Genomic DNA, 25,187 nt, shown 5'->3' on the forward strand with positions numbered 1-25,187 from the left:
ATAAGCTCAGGACTTCCTGGACGAAGGCGTGCGGGATATATGCAGGGCCGCAAGATAGCCCGTCAGTTCATATACGGTCGATTCCGGATCGAGCGACAACCTACGGGCGCTGTTGGCCAATGCGGAGGCCCTTTCCCACAGGGCGATGCCTTCTGCAAGCGTATCCCCGCCGGATTGGCGCACCGAGCGTGCCAGACGCGAGGGAAAATAATCGAGAAACAGCTCAAACCGGCTTTGCGCCGCCTTGCCCGCCAATTGTCGCGATAGGAGGGAGCGTTCGGCAGACGCGCTGGGATCGCCACGTTCGACCTTGTCCAGCGTGGATTCAATCCCGGCGACGTCGAGTTCGGCATATTGCAGCGCCTGTCCGGGTGATCCTTGCGCCGCTAGCGCCAGCGCCTTGCAGGCCGCCATATCGAGTTCCGGCAGATGATCCGCGACAATGCGGGCCACCTGATCATTGGACAAGGGCCGCAACCGGACAAGGCGACAACGCGAACGGATCGTAGGCAACAACCGACCCGGCATATGACTAATCAGGAAAAACATAGTGTTGGCGGGCGGTTCTTCAAGAATTTTGAGCAGCGCATTGGCCGCCCCCGCCTCCATATCCTCGGCGGCATCGATCATCACGACGCGTTGCGGCGAGAGCGACGGCGTGCGGTGTAATTGCTCGCGCAGCGCCCGGATCTGATCGACCGAAATATTGCGGGCGAGCTTGGTCGGGTCGCTGCTATCGCCCTTTTCGCTTTTGCGCGGCAGGCGTTCGATCCGGATGAAGTCGGGATGCGTCCCCGCCGCGATCAATTTCACGATCGGATGATGGTCTGGCACCTGCATGTCATGATCGGCAAACGCCGGTCCCGCCGCCCGCGCGAGGTGAAACGTCGCAAGTCTTTGGGCCAATGCGGCCTTGCCAACCCCCTTCGGCCCCGCGAAAATCCAGCCATGGTGCAAGCGCGGGCCATCGAGCGATGCCCGAAATGACGTCATGACATCATCATGGCCGAGTAATTTGCTCACAACAAATCCGATATCGCGCCAAGCAGCCGCGCGGTCACGTCTTCGCGCTCGCCGCCTGCATCGATCAGGCGCACCCGCGCCGGGTCTTGTGCGGAAAATTCGCGAAAGGCCTGTGCCACGCGGCGATGATAATTGAGGGTCCGCCCGCCAATTCGGTCGATTTCCTGCCCTTGATCGCGCTCCTCCGCCCTGATGCCGATGACATCATCCGGCAGATCGAGCACAAGGGTGCGTTCCGGCATGAAGCCATCGCTGCCCAATTCATGCAGCGCGAGGATGAACGCATCACCCAATTCGCCCGCTGCGCCCTGATAGGCGCGGTTGCTATCAATGAACCGGTCGCACAATACCCATGCCCCGCGTTCCAATGCCGGGCGAACTGTGGCGCGGAGATGGTCGGCACGGGCGGCGGCGAACAGCATTGCCTCGGTCTTCATATCCCAACGGTCCTTATCGCCCGACAGGATCAAGTTGCGTATATCCTCCGCCCCCGGACTGCCGCCCGGTTCGCGCGTGACGATGACGTCAAGGCCGCGCAATTCCAGCACAGTCGCCAGCAGGCGGAGCTGGGTCGACTTGCCGACACCCTCCCCGCCCTCCAGCGTGATGAAGCATCCGCGTGTCACGCGAGGCCGAAAAAGGCCTTGAGACCGGCGATCACGCGATCGAACCAGCTCGCTTCATCCACCGCAACCGCCGCGACCAATGGCATCACCTGTGGCGGGGTGTCGCTCGTGGTGACGATCAAATCGGCGACATGTTGGCCCGCCTTGATCGGCGCCTTGATCGGCCCATCATAACGGATCGACATTTTGACCGAACCGCCGGTGCCCTGCGGCATCACCGCCGCAAGGTTGCGCGGTGCAGTGAGTGCGACCTCATCTTCCGAACCCAATTGGACGCGGGCCTTGCCGACCTGTGCGCCCTTGGCGAACAAGGGCTTGGCTTCCCATGCCTTGAAGCCCCATTCCATCAGCTTGACGGATTCGGTGACGCGATCACTTTTGCTATTAAGCCCGGCAACAACCAGCACAAGACGACGGCCATTCTGAATGGCAGAGCCGGTGAAGCCATAGCCCGCCTCTTCGGTGTGGCCGGTTTTCAGCCCGTCCGCCCCCGGCACCCGGCCAAGAATCGGGTTGCGATTGTCCTGCATGATCGCATCGCCGCCCATGGTCTTGCCCCATGAAAAGCTCGTCTGCTGATAGAATTTCGCGTAAAATTCAGGATAATCGTTGATCGTGCTGGCCGCGAGCTTCGCAAGATCGCGGGCGGTGACATGGGTCACGCCCTCATCCGGCCAGCCATTGCTGGTGCCGAAATGGCTGTTGGTCATACCAAGGCGCTTGGCCTCGGCGTTCATCAGGTCGGTAAAGGCCTGTTCGGTGCCGGAGATGCCTTCCGCCAACACGACACAAGCATCATTTCCCGACAGTGTGATCACGCCATGGAGCAGGTTTTCGACGCTGACCTGTTCGCCAGCGGACAGGAACATGGTCGAACCAGCGGCGGGGCCATGCCATTTCTGCCATGTTTCCGGGCGCACTGTCAGCATCTGATCAAGCCGAAGCTTGCCCTGTTTAATCAAACTGAACACGACATGGCTTGTCATCATCTTGGCCATGGAAGCAGGCGGCATGGAGCGATCTGCATCGCGGGCGAACAAGGTCGCGCCAGCGGTCTGATCGACCAGCAGCACCACCGGCGCAATAGTGTCGATCGTCGGTGCAGCCGAAGATGTGGATGCGCCAAACATGGCCAAGGTGGACAAAAGGGCGGCGTAGCGGACGTGCTGTTTCAAAATATTCCGTCTTTCCATTCTCGGGCGCGATAGGAGGAAATCTACAAGGATACGCAAACTCGATGAACACAGCCCCATTAGGGGATATGGAGAATCCGTGCATCCACATAGCCGCGCGCCCGGACTTCTGCCAATGCTTGTTGTGCATCTGTCATGGAATTGAATGGGCCAATCTGAACGCGTGTAATATTGCCGGTGCTGGACAGTCGCGGCGTAGCGATATCCTTCAACGCGTTGGCAAGTTTATTGGCCCGCGCCTTGTCACCCAACGCCGCCACTTGCACATATAGACCTGTCGTCTCGTCAAATGATTGGTCGGTCGGCAATTGCGGGATTGAAGTAACCATTTCCAATGGTCCTGCGGTAGAGGAAGGTGCAGGAAAAGGTGGCGATGTCTGTGGCATAGGCTGGGACGCATCGGGCGAAGGCTCGGCAGCGAGCAACACATGATCACCCGCATCAAAGCGCTGGCGCAACGCAGCGAGCATGGTGGGCGGCGCAGATAATCGAGGCGTGGCAGGCTTTCCGGCTTGTAACTGGGCAATATCCTGTGGGCTGGCCACGGCACGGCGCACACGTACCCGACCTCCATTGCCGGATATGCCCAATTGCGCCGCTGCGCTGGCGGAAAGCATGATGTCGTGATGCCCATATTGCACCTCTGCAAGGGGCAAAGCGAGAATGACCTGACCACTATCGAGTGACGTAATCTCGACCACCTCCAATCCGGCCGCGTCCGGCAAGCTCACCGATATGGGCGAAGATAGCGAACCAGAGGTGACATGCGCCGATCCGAGCAGATCGAAATGCGGACTGGCGATATTGTCTGCCGCTTGCAGCGATGACGCATAGCCCGATGCGATGATCATCAAGGAAAAGAACAATAGAAAATTACGCATAAACAACGCCTTTACCGTCAGTTTTCAACCTTGTCCGCAAGCAGCCCAACAGACAAGGCATAGAAATTCGAACAATTATAATCGAGAATAGCGCGATAGTTCATCGTGGTCAGATATGCGGGCGTCCCCGCTCCATCCGGTTCAATCAATGTCGCCATCGCGCGATCGGGCAGGCGCTTTGCTCCCGCCTCAATCACGCCCATTGCTCGCCATTCGGCGATGGTCAGCCAGCGGCTATGCCGGACATGGACCCTTGGACAACGCGGCGAATTCGTCCTGCTACGGATCAACTGGCGATCAAGCGATGCCGGGACATAGGCCTCAACGCCCCAGGGCAAGCCTGCCTGCCATCCCGCGAAACGCAGGTAATTACCAATCGACGCAAGCGCGTCGGCCTCGCTTGACCAAATATCCGCCCGCCCATCGCCATCGCCATCTTGCGCGCGCTTGAGGTACACGCTTGGCAGGAATTGCGGATAGCCGGTCGCCCCTGCCCAACTGCCGACCAATTTGGCACGCGGAAAACCGCGATCCATCAGCTTCAGCGTGGCGATGAACTCCACGCTGAACAAGGCGCGACGGCGACCTTCATAGGCAAGGCTGGCCAGCGAGCGCGCAAGATCGAAATCGCCCGCATAGGCTCCATAATTGGTTTCATGCCCATAAATTGCGACCATGACGGATTCCGGCACCCCGGTTTGCGCCTCGATTTGCGCGAGTTTCGGGCGCAGGCGTTGATATACCGAGCGCCCCCGGCCAATCCGCGCGGCATCGACATGACGTAGGCGATAGGGAACGAATTTCGGAATGGGCGCATTCGGATCGGATGCGCCGGGCTGTTCCCGATCAAGCGCAATCACCCGCGCATTATAGGTCAGTGACGGCATTACCGCATCAATCGTGCGTTTCGACACCCCTTGCGCCAAGGCCTGCCCCGCCAATTGATCAAGGAACAGGCGAAAACTGTCTTGTGAAACTGGTGTCAGTGATGCGGCGGCTATCGGCGTATTCGGTTCAAAACGATCCTGCGCCGCCGCCTGCCAAAGCCCGACACCAGACAAAGCCAGTCCGCCAACAAAGGCCGCAACAAAATAGGAACGCTGTGATAAACTCATCATGCTGTAATTGATGCCACAGTGCGCCGCAAAGGTGAATCCCTTTTCCACCTTATCGGCGCATAAAGTCCCCCCTTGCATCCTCACCCATGCCGCGTCTAAAGGCGATATCGCTCAGTGCAGGAAGAGTGTCCGAGTGGTTTAAGGAACTGGTCTTGAAAACCAGCGAGGGTGAGAGCTCTCCGTGGGTTCGAATCCCACCTCTTCCGCCAAATTTCACCTATATTATTGTCGTCTTTGGGATACCCCCATCGCGCAGGGCGGCGACGTCATTGCCGATGACGGCAAGACGCCCCTGATCCTGATACATGCGCAGTGCGCACCCGCCTTATTTCGTCGCGTATTGACCCGGTTCTGCGCCAAACTGTTCGCGCGCGAAGGTTTTGGCGGCGTTGGCGGTTTTGAACACTTCGTCCTGAAGCTTTGACGACACCAATGGATAGCCTTGCGAGTTGAAGCGGACCTCCCTGACGGTCAGGCGAAATGCACCTGCCTCATCCTTGGTGATGAGATAGGGAGGCGTATGCTGTCTGGACATTGAGGTGCTCCGATTGGTGTGTAGAGCCCCCCTTGCGCCCTCAAGGCACAAATAGACAGCAAAAGCTCAAATTATGCGGGAAACAAACGCCAATCCGACGGTCAGCCGTCACTTTCCATGCGGAATCCCACTTTCATCGTAACTTGGTAATGCACCACATGATCGTCCTCGACATGCCCACGCGTGCCAACAACCTCAAACCAGCCGATATGCCGCAAGCTGCTACCCGCACGGGAGATCCCCTTTTGGATGGCGTCTTCGATACTTTTGCTGGACGTACCAACAATCTCGACGACCTTGTAGACATGGTTCGACATGGGACTCTCCGTCACCGTTGTTGATGATGAAGAAACGTCGACCCAATTTTAACGCGATGCAATCGCCATCAATACGTAGATGAAGTGGTGATCGCCCTACCCCTGCACGCCCAAGGCTGCCGCGGCGTGATCGTCCCTGTCGGACGTCAACTCCCCTCTTTCCTTGCGTTCAGAATAGCGATCGACCAATTGCGCCGCATGGGGGCGCAGCAAGATGGTGAAGCGGACCAACTCCTCCATCACGTCGACAATGCGGTCATAATAAGCGGAGGGTAGCATCCGTCCGGCATCGTCAAATTCCTTATAGGCCATGGCAACGCTCGACTGGTTGGGAATCGTGAACATCCGCATCCAGCGCCCCAATATCCGCAGCGTGTTGACGCTGTTGAAAGATTGCGACCCGGCGCACACCTGCATCACCGCCAAGGTGCGCCCTTGGGTTGGCCGCCTGCCTTTCAGTTCCAGTGGCAAGTGATCGATTTGCGCCTTCATAATACCGGTGATCTGGCCATGGCGTTCCGGACTGCACCAGACCTGCCCTTCGGACCACATCGCATGTTCGCGCAATTCATGCACCGCCGGATGATCATCACCGGCGATCTGATCGGGCAACGGCAGATCCAATGGATCGAATATACGGGTTTCCGCGCCAAAATATTGCAATAACCGCGCAGATTCCTCGACCACCAGCCGGGAAAACGACCGCTCCCGCAGTGATCCATATAATAGCAGGATGCGCGGCGGGGGCTGATCTTGACCAAGTCCGACAGCCGGGTGACGATGGGCATATTCCGGCTGAAACGCAGGCAGAATATCAGGGTCGGTCAAGTCGCGCAGTCGAGACACTTTATTCGTCCTTAATTCGGCGATTGCGATGGGTGGATGAATGTCCGAGGAAAATAGCGCTGTCCAAGCCGGATCGCGACACCCACCAGCAAGATCAGCACGGGTACCTCGACCAATGGCCCGATCACAGCGGCAAAGGCCACGGGCGATCCCAAGCCAAAGGCCGAAATAGCCACAGCAATAGCCAGTTCGAAATTGTTGGATGCGGCGGTAAAGGACATGGCTGTCGTACGCTGATAATCCGCGCCTATCAGACGCCCAAGGGCGAAGCTGGTGATGAACATAAAGAGGAAATACGCCCCCAAAGGCACGGCAATCAGCAAGGCATCCATCGGCAGGGCAAGGATTTCCCCACCCTTGAGGCTAAACATCGCCACAATCGTGAAAAGCAATGCAACGAGTGTGAGCGGACTGATTTTCGGTAGGAATCGGGTGCGATACCAATCTTCCCCATATTTGCCGATCAACACCCGGCGGGTCAAAAATCCAGCGGCAAAGGGAATGCCAAGATAGGTCAGCACGGCCTTGGCGATCGTGAGGAAATCGACGTCCACTACATGAGCGTCAAGCCCGAAAAATGGCGGCAGCACCGTCAAATAGAAATAGGCATAAGGCGCGTAGAAAAATATCTGGAACAGCGAATTAAACGCCACCAGACCTGCCACATATTGGCCGTTGCCGCCAGCCAACTGGTTCCACACCAGCACCATCGCGATACATGGCGCAAGGCCAATCAATATCAGGCCGGTCATATATTCCGGGTAGTCGCGCAACAATGTCACCGCGAGCAGGAACATAAAGGCCGGGCCTAAAACCCAACATTCAAACAGGGACAAAGCGAGGATTTTCCGGTCTCGGAAAACCTGCCCTAGCTCTTCATATTTGACCTTGGCCAAGGGCGGAAACATCATGACCACCAACCCAATGGCGATGGGGATACTGGTGCTGCCGACCGACATAGCGTTCAACGCGCCGGGTACGCCCTTGAACAACGTACCAATCGCGATACCCGACGCCATGGCGACAAATATCCATAGGGTCAGATAGCGATCCAGAAATGACAGGCGCTTGGTGGTGACGTTCGTCATGTATCGACTCTCAATTAAGATTGGCTGGCGGGATGCGTTGCCCCGCCTCATCGATGACGCGTTCGCCATCTTCCTTAGCGAATGCCCCAAGCTGCGGCTGGGGCAGCAGATCGAGCACCTCTTCAGACGGGCGGCAAAGCCGGACACCCAAAGGCGACACCACAATCGGGCGATTGATCAGGATCGGATGCGCGATCATCGCAGCGATCAGATCATCATCGCCAAGACGCGGATTATCCAAGCCAAGCTCTGCATAAGGTGTCCCCTTTTCGCGCAACAACGCGCGCGCGCCAATGCCCATTCGCCCGATCAACGAGGTCAACAATGCGCGGCTCGGCGGTGTCTTGAGATATTCGACGACATGCGGCTCAATCCCCGCATTGCGGATGAGTGCCAGTGTATTGCGCGACGTGCCGCAATCGGGATTGTGATAGATGATGATATCGATGGGACCGGACATCAAAAGACTTTCCTTTTGGCACAGCGATGACTAGCCGCGCGCTTTTCAACAACAGGTGAGTTCGGCAATCAATGGCGCGCACAGATCGCTGCGACCTTCGCAACAATCCTTGGCGAGAAACACCATGAGATCGCGCAACGTGGCAATCTGCGCGCGATAGACAATTGAACGGCCCTGACGCGTCGCCGACACCAGACCCGTGCGCGCCAAGATGTTCAAATGCGTGGAGAGCGTATTGGGCGGCACATCAAGCTGACGCGCGATATCGCCCGCCGCCAGCCCCGCAGGTTCATGACGAACGAGCAGGCGAAAACAGTCGAGACGGGTAGTCTGGGCAAGGGCAGCCAATGCCTCGGTAGCAGATATAGATTCCATAATTCGAGATTTATCGAATTATTTGCATCCGAACAAGCCCCCAAGCGCAGAACGTCAGCAATATCTAATAAATTAATGCGTTAGCGCTCAATATGCGAATCCACATGGATCAGGTGATAGGTCCTGCTTTTGAACAACCAATGGCCATCGACCTTGACATATTCATCGTCATACCGCCCCGCCAGACGAGAGACGCGGCCTGATTCATTGACCACCAGTTCATTGGTATACACATAGCCGACACCATGATCGCCATGCAGTTCCATCGATGCCGGAAAGCTCAAAAACAACTCTAGATCAGCACCTTTCAGACCGCCGTTCATATCGTTCATGATCCGGTCCCATTCGAGGGCAATTTCCTCCTTGGAGGTGAAATCACCATGCATGATGCGCCATTCGCCATCATCGGCCCAACAGGCAAGCCATGCCTCGCGGTCGTGCCGAGTGGCGCTATCTGAATAGCTGTCATGCAGTTCGCGAATAGCAAATCGATCTTCGATAGGTCCCGAAAACGCCATGACTTCTCCCTCGCCCGTTCAGTAATGGCTCTACAATATTGTATTTAGTTAAAGAAGTGAATTCCGCACATCCACTCTTCTGCCATGCAAAGGGTGATCAAGCACCAAAGCGAGACAACCGGCCGTCGGCGCGGAAATATTCTTTCATCGCGCCAAAGGCGGTTTCTGATAATTCGATAAAGATACGGCGGCCATCGGTGGGATCGGCAATGCGACGAAACAGACCATTATCCGCCATGGTCTTGATCCAGCGCAGCGCAGTGGTGGCCGGCACATCAGCGGCGATGCACAGGCTGGAAACGGCGACACGCTTTTGTTCAAGCTTGGCCGCCATCAAATCAAGCAACATATCCCAAGCCGGATCGGCGAATAATTCGCCATTGAAAAACTGGTTTCTCACCCGGCGAATGCGGATCAGATGGCGCACTTCCGCGCCAGTGATAGGCGCGTCTTCCTCGATCGCTGATGGCAGGAACGGGCTGGCGGCAAGACCGGGCACGGATATGTCGCTGCGGCCCGCATTATTTGATGCAGTTCCGGTCGCGTTGGTGGTCGAGAGCGAGGCCAACACGCGGGCAATGCGCTGCACCTCTTCGCTGATCATGCTTAATTGTTCGACCTTATGTTCGGCCCCAATATCGTTCAGCATATGAGTTGACGGGGCAGTCAGTGCCGACAGCGCAACGATGCTGTCGAGTTCATCCGCATTGCACAAGACCGTGGCGTCGCGCGGGAGCCGGGTCAGCGCATCATCAAGCTGATCCAGCCGCAGCGACACAATCAGCCGTGCATCCAAGCCCAGATCATCTTCCTCAAGCCAGTTGAGCAATGCGGGCAATGCGGCGCTTTCCGCGCAGCTTTCCCAATCGAGCCACACCGCATCCAGCACGACCTGCTGTTGCAACCGTTCCCATGCCTGTCCTGGTGCCACGACGGCGCCAAAACGGATGCCAGTCGCATCGGCATGGCGCGATGCCTGCGCGGCCAGATATTCATTTTCTGCAATCATGATCATGATCGGGGCTGAAATCTGCTGCTCGGAAGCGCTTAAATCGTTGGTCATCTGCATCATTGTCCCTTTCCGATTACCCTCCCTAGGTGCAAACCAAAGCGGATGAAGTCCAGAACATAAAAGGACCATATCGGATATAAGGTCTTGTTTTTCAGTATTATGGTGAAGATTCCATCCATATGGGATCAAACGATCCGCTTACACGCCCTCTCCCGCTCAAATACCTGCGTAATAATCATAATTTCGGCGATCTTCCCAATAGCCACCCTTGCCGCCGCCGATCCCGTCCAGCGTCGCCACCAATTCGATTCTCATCACATATTTGGCCTGTTTATAGCCAAGCTGGCGTTCCACTCGCAGCCGGATCGGCGCGCCGTGCGCGATGCCAAGCGGCTGGCCATTCATGCGATGCGCGAGGATGGTCTGAGGGTGGAATGCATCAATCAGATCAATCGATTCATAATATTGATCACCGCCCAGCCGATCCGCGCAATGAAACACCGCATAACGCGCATCGGGCATCAACCCGGCATGGGCAAGGATCAGGCCGAGCGGCACGCCCTGCCATTCGGCGATGGCGCTCCAACCCTCGACACAATCATGGCGGGTGATCTGGCGGCGCTGCGGCAGCGTCTGCAATTGAGCAAGCGACAGTCCGAATGGCCGATGGACCAACCCATCCACCTCCAGCCGCCATTGGCGAAATCCATTCGCCGCAAGGGCGCGATAGGCCGGTTCAATCGGATCGGTCGTGCCATTGGCGTGAAACCTATCGGAAATCTTGTCCCGGCCAAATTCTGGGGCCAGCCGATCACGGCCAATCAACAGGCGCTGGCTGTGCATTGTCAGGCCGCGCGCGCCCTCCACTGCTGCCTGAAAGGGCGCGCTTGAGCCAATCCGATCACAACCGGACAATAATGCCCCGCCGCCGATCAACCCGGCAATAACGGCGCGACGATCAATCTCATTCGCCATGATGCGCGCCCTCTGCCTTCAACGATCCGCCCGTCATCATCCCCAATATCAGCCGGATCGGCCCGGCCAGCAGCACCATCACCAGATGCACCACTACGAAAATCAGGATCGCGGACATCCCGAGAAAATGGATCGACCGCGCCGATTGTCGCCCGCCAAATAATTCGGGCAGCCACGGCAGGGCCGCGTTCATCCCCGGCGACATTGAAAGCCCGGTCATGATCATCAAGGGAATAAGCCCCAGAATGACGGCGAGATAACTCAGCCGCTGGAGACTGTTATACCCATTATCCGCCATCGCCCGAATGGCGGAGATGCTCAGATGATGGCGAATTTCATGCCTCAGCGCGCGCGGGGTCAGATCGCCAAGGCGCGGCCATAGATCGCGCCGTAAATGGCCGCTGATAACACCCCGCCCCAGATAAAAGAGCCAGCCGAGCACAAACACCCAAGCGAACAGCAAATGCCAAATCCGCCCTTGGGCAAGATCATAATCGGTGGGAATGGTGATCCAGCCGGGAAAGGCCCAGTCTTGCGCCACGCCTTGCGCATCGGTCCAATGGCCAAGCCAGCCGGTCGTATCGAACATCCGGTCGCCGATGAATAACAGGCCGCGCCCATCGCTCGATCCGATTTGCAGCCATGCGATATCGCCCCAAGTACCGACATCCCCCCAATAGAACCGTGGATGCGCATTGAGAATCGTGAGGCCGCTCATCACCATGATCAATATCGTCAGGGCATTGATCCAGTGCCACAGCCTAGTGGCGAGATCATGACGAGATATGGGATGATGCAATCTTGCAACCACTGGTTTTACTCCTACGCTGACTGGGTTATGCACCCACAGATGCATGAAAACAATCATATTGCTGAAGTCGCGCCACATGCCTGACTGGTCATTCGAAGCCTGTCACCAAGGCCCTGTCGCCGGGGTTGATGAAGCCGGTCGTGGGCCGCTCGCGGGGCCGGTCGTCGCCGCAGCCGTGATTCTTGACCCCGCCCGCATGCCGGATGGATTGGCCGATTCCAAAAAACTGTCGGCGGCGCGGCGGGAAATATTGTTCGATCAGATCATGGCCTGCGCTTATGTCGGCATCGGCGAGGCGCAAGTGGCGGAGATCGACGAGATCAACATCCTGCAAGCCACAATGCTGGCGATGCATCGCGCAGTGACCGCGCTGACACTTTCGCCGGTGCATGTACTGGTCGATGGCAATCGCTTGCCGGTCTGGCCCTTTGCGGCGACGGCGGTGGTCAAGGGCGATGACCGCTGCCTGTCGATTGCCGCGGCGAGCATCATCGCCAAGGTCCATCGCGACCGGATCATGATAGCACTCGATGCCGCGCACCCCGGCTATGGCTGGGCGCGCAATGCGGGCTATGGGACGGCGGACCATTTAAACGGCCTGAAATTGCAAGGGGTCACGCCCCATCATCGTCGCAGTTTCAGGCCGGTACGCGAGTTGCTCTAGGAAAAGCTGGTCGATTCGAACTTCAGCGGTTCGCCAAACGCCTGATTGGCCAGTTGATCGTCCCACATCACGCGATGCCCGCGAATGATGGTGCCAAGCGCCTTGCCGGTCAGGTCCATGTCCTCAAAGGGCGACCAGCCGCAACGCGACCCAAGCCAATCCTTGGTCACTGTCCATTTCTTGTGGCGATCGACAATGGTGAAATCGGCATCATAGCCGACGACGATCCTTCCTTTGCCAACCAGACCGAAAATCCGCTGCGCCCCTGCAGAGGTCAGGTCGATCAACCGTTCCATCGTCATTCGCCCCTGCACCACATGGTTGAGCATCAGCGGCAGCAAGGTCTGCACGCCCGGCATGCCGCTGGGCGAGTCCGGATAGGCCTTGGACTTTTCTTCCAGCGTATGCGGCGCATGATCGGAACCGATCACATCCGGCACGCCCTGATTCAACCAGAACCACAAGCCATCGACATGCTTGCCCGACCGGATCGGCGGGTTCATCTGCGCGAGTGTGCCAAGCCGGGGATAGGCCTCCTCGCCGCGCAAAGTCAGATGCTGGGGAGTCACTTCGCAGGTCGCGATGTCCTTGTGATGGGAGATCAGTTCCAGCTCTTCGGGCGTGGTAACATGGAGAATATGGATACGCCGCCCGGTTTCCCGCGCAATGCCGAGAATGCGCTTGGTCGCAAGCAACGCGCTTTCATCGTCGCGCCACACCGGATGGCTGGACGCATCGCCCGCGACCCGATGATGGAGCCGCTCCTGCATCCGCGCCTCATCCTCGGCATGGATCGCGACCCGGCGCTTGCCATTACGCAACACGCGGGCGAGTTCCTTATCTTCGGATACCAGCAAATCGCCAGTCGACGCCCCCATGAAAATCTTGACCCCAGCCGTGCCGGGCAGACGTTCAAGCTCGTGCAATTGATCGGCATTGGCACTGGTCGCGCCGACATAAAACGCATGGTCGCACCACATGCGATGCAGCGCCCGGCCCAATTTATCGGTGACGCGATCGACGCTATCGGTGTTCGGCTTGGTATTCGGCATTTCGAAGATCGACGTCACGCCGCCCATCACCGCCGCGCGCGATCCGGTTTCAAGGTCTTCTTTATGTTCCAGCCCCGGTTCGCGGAAATGGACCTGTGTGTCGATCACGCCGGGGAGAATATCCAAACCGGTGCAATCGATCACCTCATCCGCATCGCCCGTGATGCCGATCCCGGCAATTTTGCCGTTGCGAACGCCAATATCGGCATGCACCGGGCCACCCGGCGTCCAGACAGTGCCATTTTTAAGCTTGAGGTCAAAAGTCGGCATCGGGCTGCTCCTTGATCTATTGCCATCTCTTTATGACGCATCATCGTCCGGGTCACGCCATATTCCCCCTTTTTATGGCGAGGTGAAGCGATTATAGCGCCTGTTGAATGCCATTATCGGCAAGCCATTCGGGAATGAGTAGAGATCCATGACGGCCATCATCTATCAACAGCAGAAAAACGCCCTGCAATCGGGCCGCGCCGGGACCGGCACATGGGTTTTGGAACATCAGCCGAAGGAAGCGCGCGTCGCCGATCCGTTGATGGGCTGGGCAGGCTCCGGCGATACCGAGCGTCAGGTGAAGCTGCGCTTTGCCTCGCTGGATGCGGCCACGGCCTATGCCAAGGCTAATGATCTTCAATATACGGTCGCGCCTGCGCCTGCACGCGTGATCAAATTGCAGACCTATGCCGATAATTTCAATGTCGGGCCGATCACGCCGCGATAATCTGCGCGCGATTCTATCGGCTTAAAAAGGCCGCTCGACTGGATCGAGCGGCCTTTTTTGTGGTGTTTTGAGGGACCAAAAGAAAAAGGCCCCGGTTTTTCAACCGAGGCCTTTTCATATTCAGTGCGGCACACCGCGCCAGAATTACTTCTTGGCGAGCGAGAGACCACCAAAGCGCTTGTTGAAGCGGGCAACCTGGCCACCGGCATCCAACATCACCTTGTTGCCACCGGTCCAAGCCGGATGCGACAACGGATCGATTTCGAGCAGCAGCGTGTCGCCTTCCTTGCCCCAGGTGGAGCGGGTTTCGTACACAGTGCCGTCCGTCATCTGGACCTTGATCATGTGATAATCGGGATGGATATCGGGCTTCATCTTGTGGTCTTTCTCTGGTTCGCGGCTGGTTCCGACCAGCCAGAAATAGATAATGACGGGCCAATAGCTTCAAATCCGGTGAATTGCAAGGCAGGTTCGGCCCATATTGCTCCATCGACAATACCCTGTTTTCGCGCAATAGGGTGGCTGATGATCCGCCTGCTGACCCTCGCCTTGTTGCTGCTGCCCGATCTGGCAGCCGCCGCGCCGCGCCGGGTGGTGTCGTTGAACCTGTGCACGGATGAATATCTGTTGGCGGTGGCGGCCCCTGTCCAGATCGTCTCACTCACCCATCTTGGCCATGATCCGAACGAAAACCGCTGGGCCGATCAGGCAAAACGCTTTGGCACGAACAATGGCACTATCGATTCCGTGGCCGTGCAACAGCCGGACCTGATCCTGACCATGGGTGGCGCGCCGGATGATCGGATCGGCTTGGCGCGCGCGCTCAACGCCCGGTTGATGATCCTGCCCTATCCCCAGACATTGGACGATGTCGCCGCCAATCTTGTACACGTCGCCACCGTCTTAGGGCGACCACAGGCGGCGCAAATCTGGCGCGAACGGTTCAAACAAATGCGTGCCTCCGCCCCGCGTCGATTGCACCAGGCGAGCTTTGTCACGAGCGAAGGACTGACCATTTTGCCCGATGGGTTAAGCGCCCAATGGATGCGCCTTGCTGGATTGCGACAGGTAGCGATGGCGGGAAGCCGCCTCACCTCCGAAATGTTGTTGACGATGAAGCCGATCTGGCTGCTCAACAGCCGCTATCGGATCGGCCAGATGGCGCGTTCGCAGCGCTGGCCGGGTCTGCAATTTGTGCGCCATCGCCCCGGTTGGCGGGTGATTGATACCGATGGGCGTGGATGGCTCTGTGGTGGCCCTTCGTTGATCGATGAGATAATGCGCCTGCGTGGACAAACAAAGGGTTGATGGAATGACCATGCGGGCGCGCCTTTTCCTGCTGCTGGCACTGGCGATTGCCGGGCTGGTGTCGCTTGCGCTGCCGGCATCGATATTATGGCCGCTCTGGGCCGAACGGCCCGCCTTATTCGCGACGATTCTGCTCGAATTGCGCCTGCCGCGCTTGTTGCTGGCGTTGATCTTCGGCGCGAGCCTTGGCCTGACCGGTGCGGCTATACAGGCGCTGTTCGCCAATCCCTTGGCCTCGCCCGATATCAATGGCGCGAGTGGCGGCGCAGCGCTTGGCGCGGTCGTCACCGGCTATAGCCTGGGCCTTGGCGATGGCTATGCGCTCACCATCGGAGCGATTGCGGGGGCGCTGCTCGCGCTGGTCGCATTGTTGCTGCTCGCGGGCAAACGCGCCGACAGCATCAGCTTTTTGCTCGCAGGGGTCGCGATTACGGCGGTGACCGGCGCGGCGACCACGCTCGCGCTGGCGCTCGCCCCCTCGCCCTTCGCCTTTTACGATGTCTATGACTGGATGATGGGCAGTTTCGTCGATCACAGCCTTGGGCAGGCCCTGCTTGCAGGCGCGATTACGCTCCCGGCCTTGTTCGTCATCATGCGCGAGGCGAATGCGCTCGACCACCTCGTGCTGGGCGATGTGGTCGCGCAGTCGATGGGCCATGATGTGCCGCGCTTGCGCCGCCGGATCATCATCGCCTCGGCGGTTGCCATCGGGGCATGCGTGTCTATTTGCGGCGCGGTCGGCTTTGTCGGACTGGTCGCGCCGTTTCTCGCGCGGTCGCTCACGCGTCAGCATCCGGGCCGCGCCTTGTTGCCCGCCGCGATGATCGGCGCGGTGATGCTAATGTGCGCCGATATCGTCACCCGCTTTGCCCCGATTGGCCGCAATCTGCCGGTCGGGGTCGTCACCGCACTGATCGGCGTACCGTTCTTTCTGTGGCTGGTCGCGGGCCGTCGCTGGCAAAAGGGCTTGTGATGACCGGACTTCATCTCCGCGCCCTGCAATTGGCGGGCCGCTTCGGGCCTGCGGATGTCGACCTGGCCTTGGGCACCGTCTCCTTCGTGATTGGCCCCAATGGCGCGGGCAAAACCAGCCTGTTCCATGCGCTAATCGGCCATGGCGAGGTATCCGGCACGTTAAAGTTGGGAGAGATTGATCTTGCCGATCTGCCGCCTGCGGTACGGATGCGGCATATCTCTTTCATGCCCGCATCGCGCGATATTGCGTGGCCGATGCGGGCGCGGGATGTGGTCGCACTTGGCCTTGCGCCCGGTCTTGCCCCCAACCTGATCGATCAAGTGCTCACCCGGCTTGATGCGGTTGAACTGGGCGCACGCCCGATCAACAGCCTGTCGACCGGCGAACGGACGCGCATCCTTATCGCCCGTGCGCTGGTGAGCCAGCCCGATGTGATCCTGCTCGATGAACCCCTCGCCAATCTTGATCCGGCATGGCGCCTGCGTGTGCTGGCGTTGCTGGAGGAAGAGGCGCAACGCGGGGCGATTGTCCTTTTGTCCGTCCATGATTTGATCCTTGCTCACCATCATCATGGCGATGTGCTGCTGGTCGATCAGGGCAAGTTGATTGGCCAAGGCCGACCGGATGTCATCATGGGCGATGCCCCATTATCGGCCATCTTCGGCGTGCGCCTGACGGATCGCGGGATGGAACTTGCCGACAGTAATGGCGGGGCGGCATGAAACTGCTCGGCGCGATTCTCGCCGGGGGGCAATCACGCCGCTTCGGTTCGGACAAGGCACAGGCTCTGATCGACGGGCGGGCGATGCTCGATGTCGTCGCGGATCGCTTGCGCCCGCAATGCGATGGGCTGGTCGTGATCGGGCGGGACTGGCCGGGCTTGCCCAGCGCGCCCGATGCCCCCGCCCCCGGCCTTGGGCCGCTTGGCGGCATATCGGGGGCTTTGGCTTATGCGCAGGCCAATGGATTTGACGAAGTGCTGATCTGCCCGTGCGATATGCCGGATGTGCCGGACGACCTCGCGGCCCTGTTGTCCCCCGCCCCGGCGTATATCGAGGCGCATTGGAGCTGGAGCCGCTGGCCTGCGACGCTGGCCGGGGCATTGCAGCAATGGCTGCAAGATGGCGAGAGCCTGAGACTGCGCGATTGGCATGAACAGCAACATGCCCGACCTGTAAGGATCGGGCATGCTGTTCGAAACATCAATGAAGTCAAAGACCTGTAGTCGCTTAGGCGTTACGCCTTGGGCGGGTCCGCGATCATGGCGGTGAACTCGGTCTCGGTCGCCAATTGGCCATCGATCATGGCGCGACCCCGGAACTTGCACACCGATGCACGCTTTTGAATGAATTCAACGTGCAGCTTCAATAAGCAACCCGGCTCCACCGGACGGCGGAACTTGGCGCTATCGATCGCCATGAAATAGACGAGCTTCCCGCTATCGGCCATGCCCAGCGACTGCACCGCCAAAATGGCGGCCGCCTGTGCAAGTGCCTCGACGATCAACACGCCCGGCATGATCGGACGATCAGGGAAATGCCCCTGAAAGAACTGTTCGTTCATCGTCACGGCCTTTACCGCCACGATCGATTCGTCGAGGATTAACTCCTCGACGCGATCGACCAGCAGCATCGGATAGCGGTGCGGGATGGTCGACATGATCCGCCGAATATCCTGCGGACCAATCGATTCCCCCTTTTGCTCACCCTCGCTCATTTCAGATCAACGCCCCTGTGGGGTGTTGCCAGGATTGGCAGGCGGCGTGTTGGCAGCAGCCTGCTGTTGGCCCGGCTGCCAACCGGCGGGCGGAGTGATGCCGACAGTCGGAAGCGTGAGGTTCAACTCAGACACAATATCGCCGGTCAGGTCATTGCCCGGCGCAATCGCCATGATGGCGTCAGGCGTCAAGATGATCCCGATGTTCTTCTTCTTCATCGCCGACTTGATCGCGGCTTCGAGACGGGCTTCAACCTGTTCGCGCACATAGGCAATCGGACGGCCAAATGGCGTGGACAGATTGCCGAGTTCGCTCTGCGCGGCGGTCTGCTTGGCGCGGATCGTGGTTTCCTGCGTCTTCAACGCCGGGTTGTTCGGGTTCACCTTGGCATCGGCCTGATATTTCACGACCAATGCGTTCAGTTCGGCATCCAGCACCTTCTTGCGTGCAGAAAATGCGTCGATCTGCGGCTTGTAGCTGGCTTCAACCTGCTTGATCGCGCTGCCATAGGCGGCGCTCGATTCAATCGCACGGTCGAAATTCGCGGTGGCTACGCCTTGGGCAACCTGCGCGGCTGCGAGGTTAGGCACCATCATCAAGGCTGCGCTAGCCGCAAGAAACTTCGTCATTTTAGTCATTAGAACTGGGTCCCTATGTTGAATGTAAAGAGCTTGGTCTTGTCGCCATCCTGCTTAATAAGCGCTTTAGCTATATCAATCCTGAACGGACCGAATGGCGAATTCCAATTCACGCCAAAACCGATGGATACGCGCGGCTTCCATGTGTCGCCGAAGAAAGTTTCATCAAATGCCGCGATATGAAGCGGGGTAAGCCCCGCGGCGCAAACACCGCCATTGGACGGCGTGACGGCGAGCGTCGCTGGATCCTGACACTGACGCACGACTGATCCGGTCTCTGCCGCTGTCAACAGCTTCGGGTTCTTTACACCCCAGACCGAACCGGCATCGAGGAACACACTCGGGCGCAGACCCATTTCACGCGCGCCGGAGCCGAGCGGAATTTCCAATTCGACCTTGCCGAGATAATATTGATGACCGCCGACCGCATCGTTGTTGTTATTTTGCGTGGTCGTCTGGCCCGGATAGGTGCGGACAACCCGCGGGCCTACGCCGCGAATGCCGAAGCCGCGCAACTGTGGTTCACCAAGGAAGAAACGGTCGGTCAAACGAACCTTGTCAACGCCATCGCCCTTGCTCTTTTCAAGGCTGAGGATATGGCCACCTTCCAGCCCGACCGAGAAGACAAAGCCCTTGCCAAGACCCCAATATTTATTGGTGTCGATCCGGGTCCGCAGATATTTTACGCTGCCGCCAAGTCCGGCCATATCTTGACTGAACACCATGCGCTGCCCCTTGCTGGGACGAATGCGATTGTTGAGATTGTCGAAGACGAGGCTGTAGCCGACCGACGATGTCGTTCTTTTGCCAATCGCATCGCAGAGATAGCGCCCGGCGGTGAATTCATCGCAGATCCGTGCGCCGCTGGCGTCGGTATAATAGAATGTATCCTTATCGAGCGTCACATCGTCATAGTTCAGGCCATAACGCAATGCCATCGACCAATATTCGGTCAGCGGCACACCGGCACGGATCTGGAAACCGGTGGTCGACTGTTGATAGGTCGTGTTGCGGCTTTTCCCGATGTAATTGAAGCTGTTATAGTCTCGACGGAAAATATCGCCGCCGACGGCAATGTTCTTGTCGAAGATATAAGGCTCGGTAAAGCCGACCTCGACCGACTTGGAATAGCTGGAATAATTGACGCTGGCGCGGACTTCCTGACCCTTGCCCATGAAATTGCGTTCACGGATCGACAGGTCGACGATAAAGCGTTCAAGCGACGAGAAACCGGCCGACACCTGCAATTCGCCGGTCGATTTTTCTTCGACATTGGCTTCCAGCACAACCTTGTCCGGGCTGCTGCCCTGCTTTTGCTCGATTTCCAGATTTTCCTGGAAATAGCCAAGTGACTGGATGCGATCCTTCGAGCGCTTCACCTTGAAGGTGTTGAACGCATCGCCTTCGAACAGGCGGAATTCGCGGCGGATCACCTTGTCCTTGGTGTGGGTGTTGCCGTTGATGTCGATCCGTTCGACATACACGCGCGGCGCATCTGCCACCTTGAAGGTGACGGACATGGTCCGCGCATCCTTGTCACGCACGAAGTCCGGACGAATATCGACAAAGGCATAGCCGAAGGTCCCGGCGGTTTCCGTCAATTGATCGACAGTGTCTTCAATCGCCTTAGCGTTATACCAATCGCCCTTTTTCATCGGGATCAGCGGCTTGAGCTTGTCAGCCTTAAAGTCGCGAATTTCGCTTTCAAGATCGACTGCGCCGAGCTTGTAGCGTTCGCCTTCCTCCACCACATAGGTGATGATGAAGTCGCGCTTGTCCGGGGTCAGTTCGGCAACCGCCGACACGACGCGGAAATCGGCATAGCCGTTGCTCAGATAAAATTGGCGCAGCTTCTGCTGGTCATAGGCGAGACGATCGGGATCGTAGCTGGCCGATGATGAAAAGAGGCGGAACAGACGCGACTGCTTCGTCACCATCTGCCCGCGCAGATCGCCATCCGAGAATTTTTCATTGCCGATGATGTTGATCTGCTGGACCTTGGACTTGGCCCCTTCGGTGATTTCGAACACCACATCGACGCGGTTCTGGTCGAGCGTGACGAGCTTCGGCTCCACCGTCGCAGCAAAGCGGCCCTGACGGCGGTATAATTCGATGATCCGGGCGACATCGGCGCGCGCTTTTGACTTTGTGAAAATCTGGCGCGGTGACAGTTTGATTTCCGGACGGATCTTTTCTTCCTTCAACCGCTTGTTGCCTTCCAGCACGATGCGGTTGATGACCGGGTTTTCCTTGATTTCGATGACGAGGTCGCCGGTGCCATTGTCACGGATCTGGACGTCGGCGAACAATTCGGTCGCAAACAGATCGCGCAGCGCGTCATCGAGCTGTTCGCGGGTATAGGCCTGCCCCGGGCGTAATTTGATATATGAACGGACCGTATCAGGTTCGAGACGCTGCGCCCCGGTCACTGTAATCGAGCGGATCACGCCTGCCGTCGCAGGTGCGGCGGCGGGTGTTGCGGGTGCAGGCACCGGCGCGGCATCATCCGCAGCCATCGCCACAGATACCGGTCCGGACAGGATCGTCCCCACCAGCAGCGCGCAGGTAAGATATTTGCCCGAAGGCGCGGTAAGTTTTGCTGAATTCACGCGAGGTGCCCTTACAGTCTGTCTTTGCCAAATATCATGACAGCATCCCAATTTCTGAGAAACTGCCCTGCCTCATCCATCTCAGCCGATCAAGCTGCTAATCTGGTCCCACAGACCAAAACTACCGAGATCAAGCAACGTTACAAACACCATTAAGCCCATCAACAATGCAAAACCGGTCCGAAAGGCCTGTTCCTGCACCTTTGGCGGGATCGGTCGACGGATCACCGCCTCGGCTGCGTAAAGCAACAAATGGCCACCATCAAGCATCGGCACTGGCAACAGGTTGATGAATCCGAGGTTAATGGAAATGAGCGCGATGAACATAATCAGGCTTTCGGCGCCTTGCGAAGCCTGCTGCCCAGAATATTGCGCGATTTTGAGCGGCCCGCCCATTTCCTTGATCGAACGCCGCCCGGTAATGATCTGACCAATCGCATCCGTCATCGAACCGACGGTCTTGAACACTTCAACCGTTGCGACATCCGGCAGGCGATAGAAAGGCACCGGCACCCAGGCGAGGCTGGTCTGCGCGATCCCAAGGCGTCCTACATGAAATTGATTGCCGAAACGGTCGCGCTGATATTCATCGGTCGGGGTGGCAACCATACGCAATGTCTCACCGCCGCGCTGGATGACGATCGGCAAGGCCTGACCGGGGCGCAATTGCACGATCCGGGCGATATCCTCAAACCGCTTCACCTGTTGGCCATCGACCGATACCAGCCGGTCATTCGGCTTGATCCCGGCCATTTCTGCCGCCGATCCCGGCATGACCTGCCCGGCGACAGGCGGCGTCATCGGCTGGCCGTAGATACCGAAAAAGCCGATGAAAATGGCGATGGCAAAGGCAAAATTGATTGCAGGCCCTGCCGCGACAATGATCGCGCGCTGCCACAAGGGCTTGCACTGGAAGGTCTTGTTGCGTTCCGCGGCTGGCAGTGCGAGCCATTCCGGGGTCGGCTGGCTGGCGGCGTTCATATCGCCTGCAAAACGGACATATCCACCCAAAGGCAGCCATGCCACTTTCCACCTTGTACCGCGTTTGTCGGTCCAGCCGACCATTTCGCGACCGAAGCCGATCGAAAAGACATCAGCCTTCACCCCGAACCAGCGTCCGGCAAGATAATGGCCAAGCTCATGGACAAAGACGAGCAATCCAATGACAAAGGCAAAGCTGGCCAGTGTAAACAGCAAACCGGGGCTGGAACTGATCACGCGGGTATTGCCTCCACTCGTTCTGCTGCAATCCGCCGCGTCTCCGCATCGACTGCGAACACATCTTCCAGCGTATCAGGCCGGGGCGGAGCATAGCGAGCCAATACGTCCGCGACAATCTCTGCAATCGCGAGAAAGCCTATGCGGTGTTCAAGAAAGGCCGCGACCGCCACTTCGTTCGCCGCATTGAGGATCGCAGGCCGCGCACCCCCCTCCTTCATCGCCTGCATCGCCAGTGCGAGCGCAGGAAATGATGCCAAATCAGGCGCATGGAAATCGAGTTGTGCAATCCGTGCGAGGTCGAGCCGTTCGGCAGGCGTCGTCATCCGTTCCGGCCAACCGAGGCAAAAGCCGATTGGAATCCGCATATCCGGCGACCCCATTTGCGCCAGCACCGACCCGTCGACATATTCGACCATTGAATGAATGACCGATTGCGGGTGAATAATCACCTCGAATTTGTCCGGCTCCAGTCCGAAAATATGTTGGGCTTCAATCAGTTCAAGCCCTTTGTTCATCAAGGTTGCGCTGTCGACCGAGATCTTCGCGCCCATCGACCAATTGGGATGGCGCACGGCCTCTGCCGGGGTCACCGCTGCCATTGCGGCCCGGTCACGCCCGCGAAACGGGCCGCCAGATGCCGTCAGGATGATCCGGCTGATGCGATGCGCCTGCACCACATCGAAGCATTGGAAAATCGCGTTATGCTCGGAGTCCACCGGCAGCAACGTCGCATCATGCGCCTTGACGGCAGCCTGCACCAATTCGCCCGCGCAAACCAGCGCCTCTTTATTCGCCAGCGCCAATGTCCCGCCGCGCTGCACCGCCGCCATGACGGGTGGCAGGCCAGCCGCGCCGACAATCGCCGCCATGGTCCAGTCCACCGGTCGCGACGCCGCCTCCACCAGCGCAGTTGCCCCGGCGGCAATCTCTATCCCCGAACCGGAAAGCGCGGATTTCAACGCGTCATACAGACTTTCATCGCCAATGACGGCAAGACTTGCCCGCGTCCGCAATGCCGCCGATGCCAAGCCCTGCACATCACGATGGGCCGTCAGCGTGTCTATCTGGAATTTGTCCGGTTCGCGCTCAATCAGATCGAGCGTCGATGTGCCTATGGAACCTGTTGCACCAAGAATGGTGATGCTTCTGGTCACTGCGCAGCACTCTGGCTCATCACCAAGGCGGCCACGACCCAAGACACCGGTACCAGCCCATCCAGCCGATCCCATACCCCGCCATGGCCGGGAATGACGCGTCCGCTATCCTTGACGCCGCCCATGCGCTTCATCCAGCTTTCAAACAGATCGCCCGCCTGCGCCAGCACCGCAAGGCCCGCTCCCGCATAGGCAAAGCTCGGGGTCAATGCGCCCTGCCCGGCAACCAGCATGCCGATCAAACCTGCCGCCGCCATGCCGCCGATCAGGCCCGCCCATGTCTTGTTCGGACTGATCTTCGGCGCGAGCTTCGGTCCGCCAATAGTGCGACCGGCAAAATAGGCGCCGACATCAGTCGCCACGACAATCGACAAGGTCCAGATTGCCAGCGCCAAGCCATGTTCACCCGCGCGAATGATCAGCAATGCGGCCAAGGTCAGCCCGCAATAGATCGCGCCCAATGGCCCGAACAGACCGAGCAGCGGTACCGGCAGGCCTTTGCTGCGAACAATCGCCCGCGAGATGTTGATCCATTCAACCAGCATCAACAGGGTCATTATGGCCGTGAGGGCTAAAAACGCATTGCCGCCCCGGATGATGGCCCCGATGGCGACCGCACCAAGGATGACGCCCGAAATCGCCCGATCCCGCAAATTCTTGGCGATAGCCATCACAGCCCTCCATAGCGGCGCTCGCGCCGCGCATATTCGTCAAGGCATTGGGCCAGTGTCTCATGCCCAAAATCCGGCCAGAACTGATCGATGAAGATCATTTCGGCATAGGCAGCCTGCCACAACAGGAAATTGGACAGGCGCACCTCACCCGATGTCCGGATCAGCAGATCGAGCGGAGGCATATCATGGGTGTAAAGCGCGGCGTCGAACATGACCTCGTCTATCTGATCCGGCGCAATCTCGCCTGCAACGGCCTTTGCGGCCAGCGTACGCGCAGCATGGACGATTTCCGCCCGCGCGCCATAGCCCAGCGCAATCGCCAGCGTCATCTTGCTATTGCCTGCGGTGCGCTCAATCGCGTGTTTGATATCCGCGACGATATCGGCGGGAAAACGGCACAAATCGCCAAGGATCAGGATGCGGACACCGGCCTTGTGCAGCGCGTCCAATTCGCGCGAGATAAAGAAGCGCAACAGGCCCAACAGGTCGCTGATTTCATCTTCCGGTCGCCGCCAGTTTTCAGTCGAGAACGCGTATAAGGTCAGCGCCTCGATGCCGAGTTCACTCGCAGCGCGGACGGTGCGGCGCACCGCCTCCACGCCCTGCTTATGCCCCGCGACGCGCGGCAGGCCACGCTGCTTTGCCCAGCGGCCATTACCATCCATGATGATCGCAACA

30 protein-coding genes and 1 tRNA gene are annotated in these 25,187 nt (G+C 58.5%); 7 read left to right on the forward strand and 24 right to left on the reverse strand.

Annotated elements, in window-relative coordinates; all coding sequences use genetic code 11:
• Positions 1-6 precede the first annotated feature (6 nt).
• The 5 genes from holB to K6117_RS01310 all read right to left on the reverse strand — a co-directional run bounded on the left by holB (position 7) and on the right by K6117_RS01310 (position 4,841).
• Positions 7-1,023, reverse strand: coding sequence for a DNA polymerase III subunit delta' (gene holB, locus K6117_RS01290; protein ID WP_343211716.1), 1,017 nt, complete (start codon positions 1,021-1,023; stop codon positions 7-9).
• On the reverse strand, positions 1,020-1,649 hold the full coding sequence (tmk, locus tag K6117_RS01295; RefSeq protein WP_221791968.1) for a dTMP kinase: 630 nt from the start codon (positions 1,647-1,649) through the stop codon (positions 1,020-1,022). The genes holB and tmk overlap by 4 nt, the downstream gene beginning before the upstream one ends.
• A complete protein-coding gene (locus K6117_RS01300) occupies positions 1,646-2,779 on the reverse strand; it encodes a D-alanyl-D-alanine carboxypeptidase family protein (protein WP_221792804.1) in 1,134 nt (377 codons plus the stop codon). The genes tmk and K6117_RS01300 overlap by 4 nt, the downstream gene beginning before the upstream one ends.
• 122 nt (positions 2,780-2,901) lie before the next feature.
• Positions 2,902-3,723, reverse strand: coding sequence for an SPOR domain-containing protein (locus K6117_RS01305; protein ID WP_221791969.1), 822 nt, complete (start codon positions 3,721-3,723; stop codon positions 2,902-2,904).
• Between the two features lie 17 nt (positions 3,724-3,740).
• Positions 3,741-4,841 (reverse strand): lytic murein transglycosylase, encoded by a 1,101-nt coding sequence (locus tag K6117_RS01310; RefSeq protein WP_246604751.1) that lies wholly within the window; start codon positions 4,839-4,841, stop codon positions 3,741-3,743.
• Positions 4,842-4,960: 119 nt separating this feature from the next.
• Here K6117_RS01310 and K6117_RS01315 point away from each other — a divergent pair.
• Positions 4,961-5,050 (forward strand) — tRNA-Ser (locus tag K6117_RS01315).
• A gap of 116 nt (positions 5,051-5,166) precedes the next feature.
• Here K6117_RS01315 and K6117_RS01320 read toward each other — a convergent pair.
• From K6117_RS01320 to K6117_RS01365, 10 genes are all read right to left on the reverse strand, one after another.
• Complete coding sequence (locus K6117_RS01320; RefSeq protein ID WP_221791970.1) at positions 5,167-5,376, reverse strand: hypothetical protein; 210 nt, start codon at positions 5,374-5,376, stop codon at positions 5,167-5,169.
• Between the two features lie 101 nt (positions 5,377-5,477).
• Positions 5,478-5,693: a dodecin gene (locus K6117_RS01325; protein WP_221791971.1), complete on the reverse strand. Its 216-nt coding sequence runs from the start codon at positions 5,691-5,693 to the stop codon at positions 5,478-5,480.
• Positions 5,694-5,789: 96 nt separating this feature from the next.
• Positions 5,790-6,539 (reverse strand): arsenical resistance protein ArsH, encoded by a 750-nt coding sequence (gene arsH / locus K6117_RS01330; protein WP_221791972.1) that lies wholly within the window; start codon positions 6,537-6,539, stop codon positions 5,790-5,792.
• Between the two features lie 11 nt (positions 6,540-6,550).
• Positions 6,551-7,627: an ACR3 family arsenite efflux transporter gene (gene arsB / locus K6117_RS01335; RefSeq protein ID WP_221791973.1), complete on the reverse strand. Its 1,077-nt coding sequence runs from the start codon at positions 7,625-7,627 to the stop codon at positions 6,551-6,553.
• Between the two features lie 10 nt (positions 7,628-7,637).
• Positions 7,638-8,087 (reverse strand): arsenate reductase (glutaredoxin), encoded by a 450-nt coding sequence (gene arsC, locus K6117_RS01340; protein WP_221791974.1) that lies wholly within the window; start codon positions 8,085-8,087, stop codon positions 7,638-7,640.
• Between the two features lie 45 nt (positions 8,088-8,132).
• A complete protein-coding gene (locus K6117_RS01345; RefSeq protein WP_221791975.1) occupies positions 8,133-8,462 on the reverse strand; it encodes an ArsR/SmtB family transcription factor in 330 nt (109 codons plus the stop codon).
• Positions 8,463-8,542: 80 nt separating this feature from the next.
• Entirely contained in the window at positions 8,543-8,980 is a 438-nt protein-coding gene (locus tag K6117_RS01350; RefSeq protein WP_221791976.1) for a nuclear transport factor 2 family protein, read from the reverse strand.
• Between the two features lie 97 nt (positions 8,981-9,077).
• The gene (locus tag K6117_RS01355) at positions 9,078-10,043 is read right to left on the reverse strand and encodes a helix-turn-helix domain-containing protein (protein ID WP_221791977.1); all 966 of its coding nucleotides are present in this window, start codon (positions 10,041-10,043) and stop codon (positions 9,078-9,080) included.
• Between the two features lie 165 nt (positions 10,044-10,208).
• Positions 10,209-10,967: a molybdopterin-dependent oxidoreductase gene (locus K6117_RS01360; RefSeq protein ID WP_221791978.1), complete on the reverse strand. Its 759-nt coding sequence runs from the start codon at positions 10,965-10,967 to the stop codon at positions 10,209-10,211.
• Positions 10,957-11,778, reverse strand: coding sequence for a cytochrome b/b6 domain-containing protein (locus tag K6117_RS01365; RefSeq protein WP_343211719.1), 822 nt, complete (start codon positions 11,776-11,778; stop codon positions 10,957-10,959). Before K6117_RS01365 ends, K6117_RS01360 begins: the two co-directional genes overlap by 11 nt.
• Positions 11,779-11,854: 76 nt before the next feature.
• Between K6117_RS01365 and rnhB the strand changes: the two genes are divergently transcribed.
• Positions 11,855-12,442 (forward strand): ribonuclease HII, encoded by a 588-nt coding sequence (gene rnhB, locus K6117_RS01370; protein ID WP_221791979.1) that lies wholly within the window; start codon positions 11,855-11,857, stop codon positions 12,440-12,442.
• Here rnhB and K6117_RS01375 read toward each other — a convergent pair.
• On the reverse strand, positions 12,439-13,764 hold the full coding sequence (locus K6117_RS01375) for a dihydroorotase (protein ID WP_221791980.1): 1,326 nt from the start codon (positions 13,762-13,764) through the stop codon (positions 12,439-12,441). The genes rnhB and K6117_RS01375 overlap by 4 nt on opposite strands.
• Positions 13,765-13,912: 148 nt before the next feature.
• Here K6117_RS01375 and K6117_RS01380 point away from each other — a divergent pair, with 148 nt between their 5' ends.
• Complete coding sequence (locus tag K6117_RS01380) at positions 13,913-14,212, forward strand: ETC complex I subunit (protein ID WP_221791981.1); 300 nt, start codon at positions 13,913-13,915, stop codon at positions 14,210-14,212.
• Between the two features lie 144 nt (positions 14,213-14,356).
• Here K6117_RS01380 and rpmE read toward each other — a convergent pair whose 3' ends face one another.
• Positions 14,357-14,587 (reverse strand): 50S ribosomal protein L31, encoded by a 231-nt coding sequence (rpmE, locus tag K6117_RS01385; protein ID WP_221791982.1) that lies wholly within the window; start codon positions 14,585-14,587, stop codon positions 14,357-14,359.
• Between the two features lie 150 nt (positions 14,588-14,737).
• On the opposite strand from rpmE, the gene K6117_RS01390 reads away from it, so the two are divergent.
• The 4 genes from K6117_RS01390 to mobA are packed head-to-tail and all read left to right on the forward strand — an operon-like array spanning position 14,738 to position 17,721.
• On the forward strand, positions 14,738-15,520 hold the full coding sequence (locus K6117_RS01390; RefSeq protein WP_221791983.1) for an ABC transporter substrate-binding protein: 783 nt from the start codon (positions 14,738-14,740) through the stop codon (positions 15,518-15,520).
• Positions 15,521-15,530: 10 nt separating this feature from the next.
• Positions 15,531-16,493, forward strand: a complete 963-nt coding sequence (locus K6117_RS01395) for a FecCD family ABC transporter permease (protein ID WP_221791984.1) — start codon at positions 15,531-15,533, stop codon at positions 16,491-16,493.
• Positions 16,493-17,218, forward strand: a complete 726-nt coding sequence (locus tag K6117_RS01400) for an ABC transporter ATP-binding protein (protein WP_221791985.1) — start codon at positions 16,493-16,495, stop codon at positions 17,216-17,218. Before K6117_RS01395 ends, K6117_RS01400 begins: the two co-directional genes overlap by 1 nt.
• Positions 17,215-17,721, forward strand: coding sequence for a molybdenum cofactor guanylyltransferase (mobA, locus tag K6117_RS01405; RefSeq protein ID WP_221791986.1), 507 nt, complete (start codon positions 17,215-17,217; stop codon positions 17,719-17,721). The genes K6117_RS01400 and mobA overlap by 4 nt, the downstream gene beginning before the upstream one ends.
• Before the next feature lie 11 nt (positions 17,722-17,732).
• Here the strand turns inward: mobA and fabZ are convergent, their stop codons facing one another.
• From fabZ to uppS, 7 genes are all read right to left on the reverse strand, one after another.
• Positions 17,733-18,212, reverse strand: coding sequence for a 3-hydroxyacyl-ACP dehydratase FabZ (fabZ, locus tag K6117_RS01410; protein ID WP_221791987.1), 480 nt, complete (start codon positions 18,210-18,212; stop codon positions 17,733-17,735).
• 6 nt (positions 18,213-18,218) lie between these two features.
• On the reverse strand, positions 18,219-18,842 hold the full coding sequence (locus K6117_RS01415; protein ID WP_221791988.1) for an OmpH family outer membrane protein: 624 nt from the start codon (positions 18,840-18,842) through the stop codon (positions 18,219-18,221).
• Between the two features lie 8 nt (positions 18,843-18,850).
• Positions 18,851-21,460, reverse strand: a complete 2,610-nt coding sequence (bamA, locus tag K6117_RS01420; protein WP_343211720.1) for an outer membrane protein assembly factor BamA — start codon at positions 21,458-21,460, stop codon at positions 18,851-18,853.
• An 81-nt stretch (positions 21,461-21,541) separates the two neighbouring features.
• Positions 21,542-22,675 carry an RIP metalloprotease RseP gene (gene rseP, locus K6117_RS01425; RefSeq protein ID WP_221792808.1) on the reverse strand — a complete coding sequence of 378 codons (1,134 nt, stop codon included), beginning with the start codon at positions 22,673-22,675 and terminating at the stop codon, positions 21,542-21,544.
• Positions 22,675-23,835 (reverse strand): 1-deoxy-D-xylulose-5-phosphate reductoisomerase, encoded by a 1,161-nt coding sequence (locus K6117_RS01430; RefSeq protein WP_343211721.1) that lies wholly within the window; start codon positions 23,833-23,835, stop codon positions 22,675-22,677. Before K6117_RS01430 ends, rseP begins: the two co-directional genes overlap by 1 nt.
• A complete protein-coding gene (locus tag K6117_RS01435) occupies positions 23,832-24,506 on the reverse strand; it encodes a phosphatidate cytidylyltransferase (protein ID WP_221791990.1) in 675 nt (224 codons plus the stop codon). The genes K6117_RS01430 and K6117_RS01435 overlap by 4 nt, the downstream gene beginning before the upstream one ends.
• On the reverse strand, positions 24,506-25,174 hold the full coding sequence (gene uppS / locus K6117_RS01440; RefSeq protein ID WP_221792809.1) for a polyprenyl diphosphate synthase: 669 nt from the start codon (positions 25,172-25,174) through the stop codon (positions 24,506-24,508). The genes K6117_RS01435 and uppS overlap by 1 nt, the downstream gene beginning before the upstream one ends.
• Positions 25,175-25,187 lie beyond the last annotated feature (13 nt).

The sequence above is a fragment of the Alteraquisediminimonas sediminicola genome (assembly GCF_019740335.1).
Classification (GTDB): domain Bacteria; phylum Pseudomonadota; class Alphaproteobacteria; order Sphingomonadales; family Sphingomonadaceae; genus Alteraquisediminimonas; species Alteraquisediminimonas sediminicola.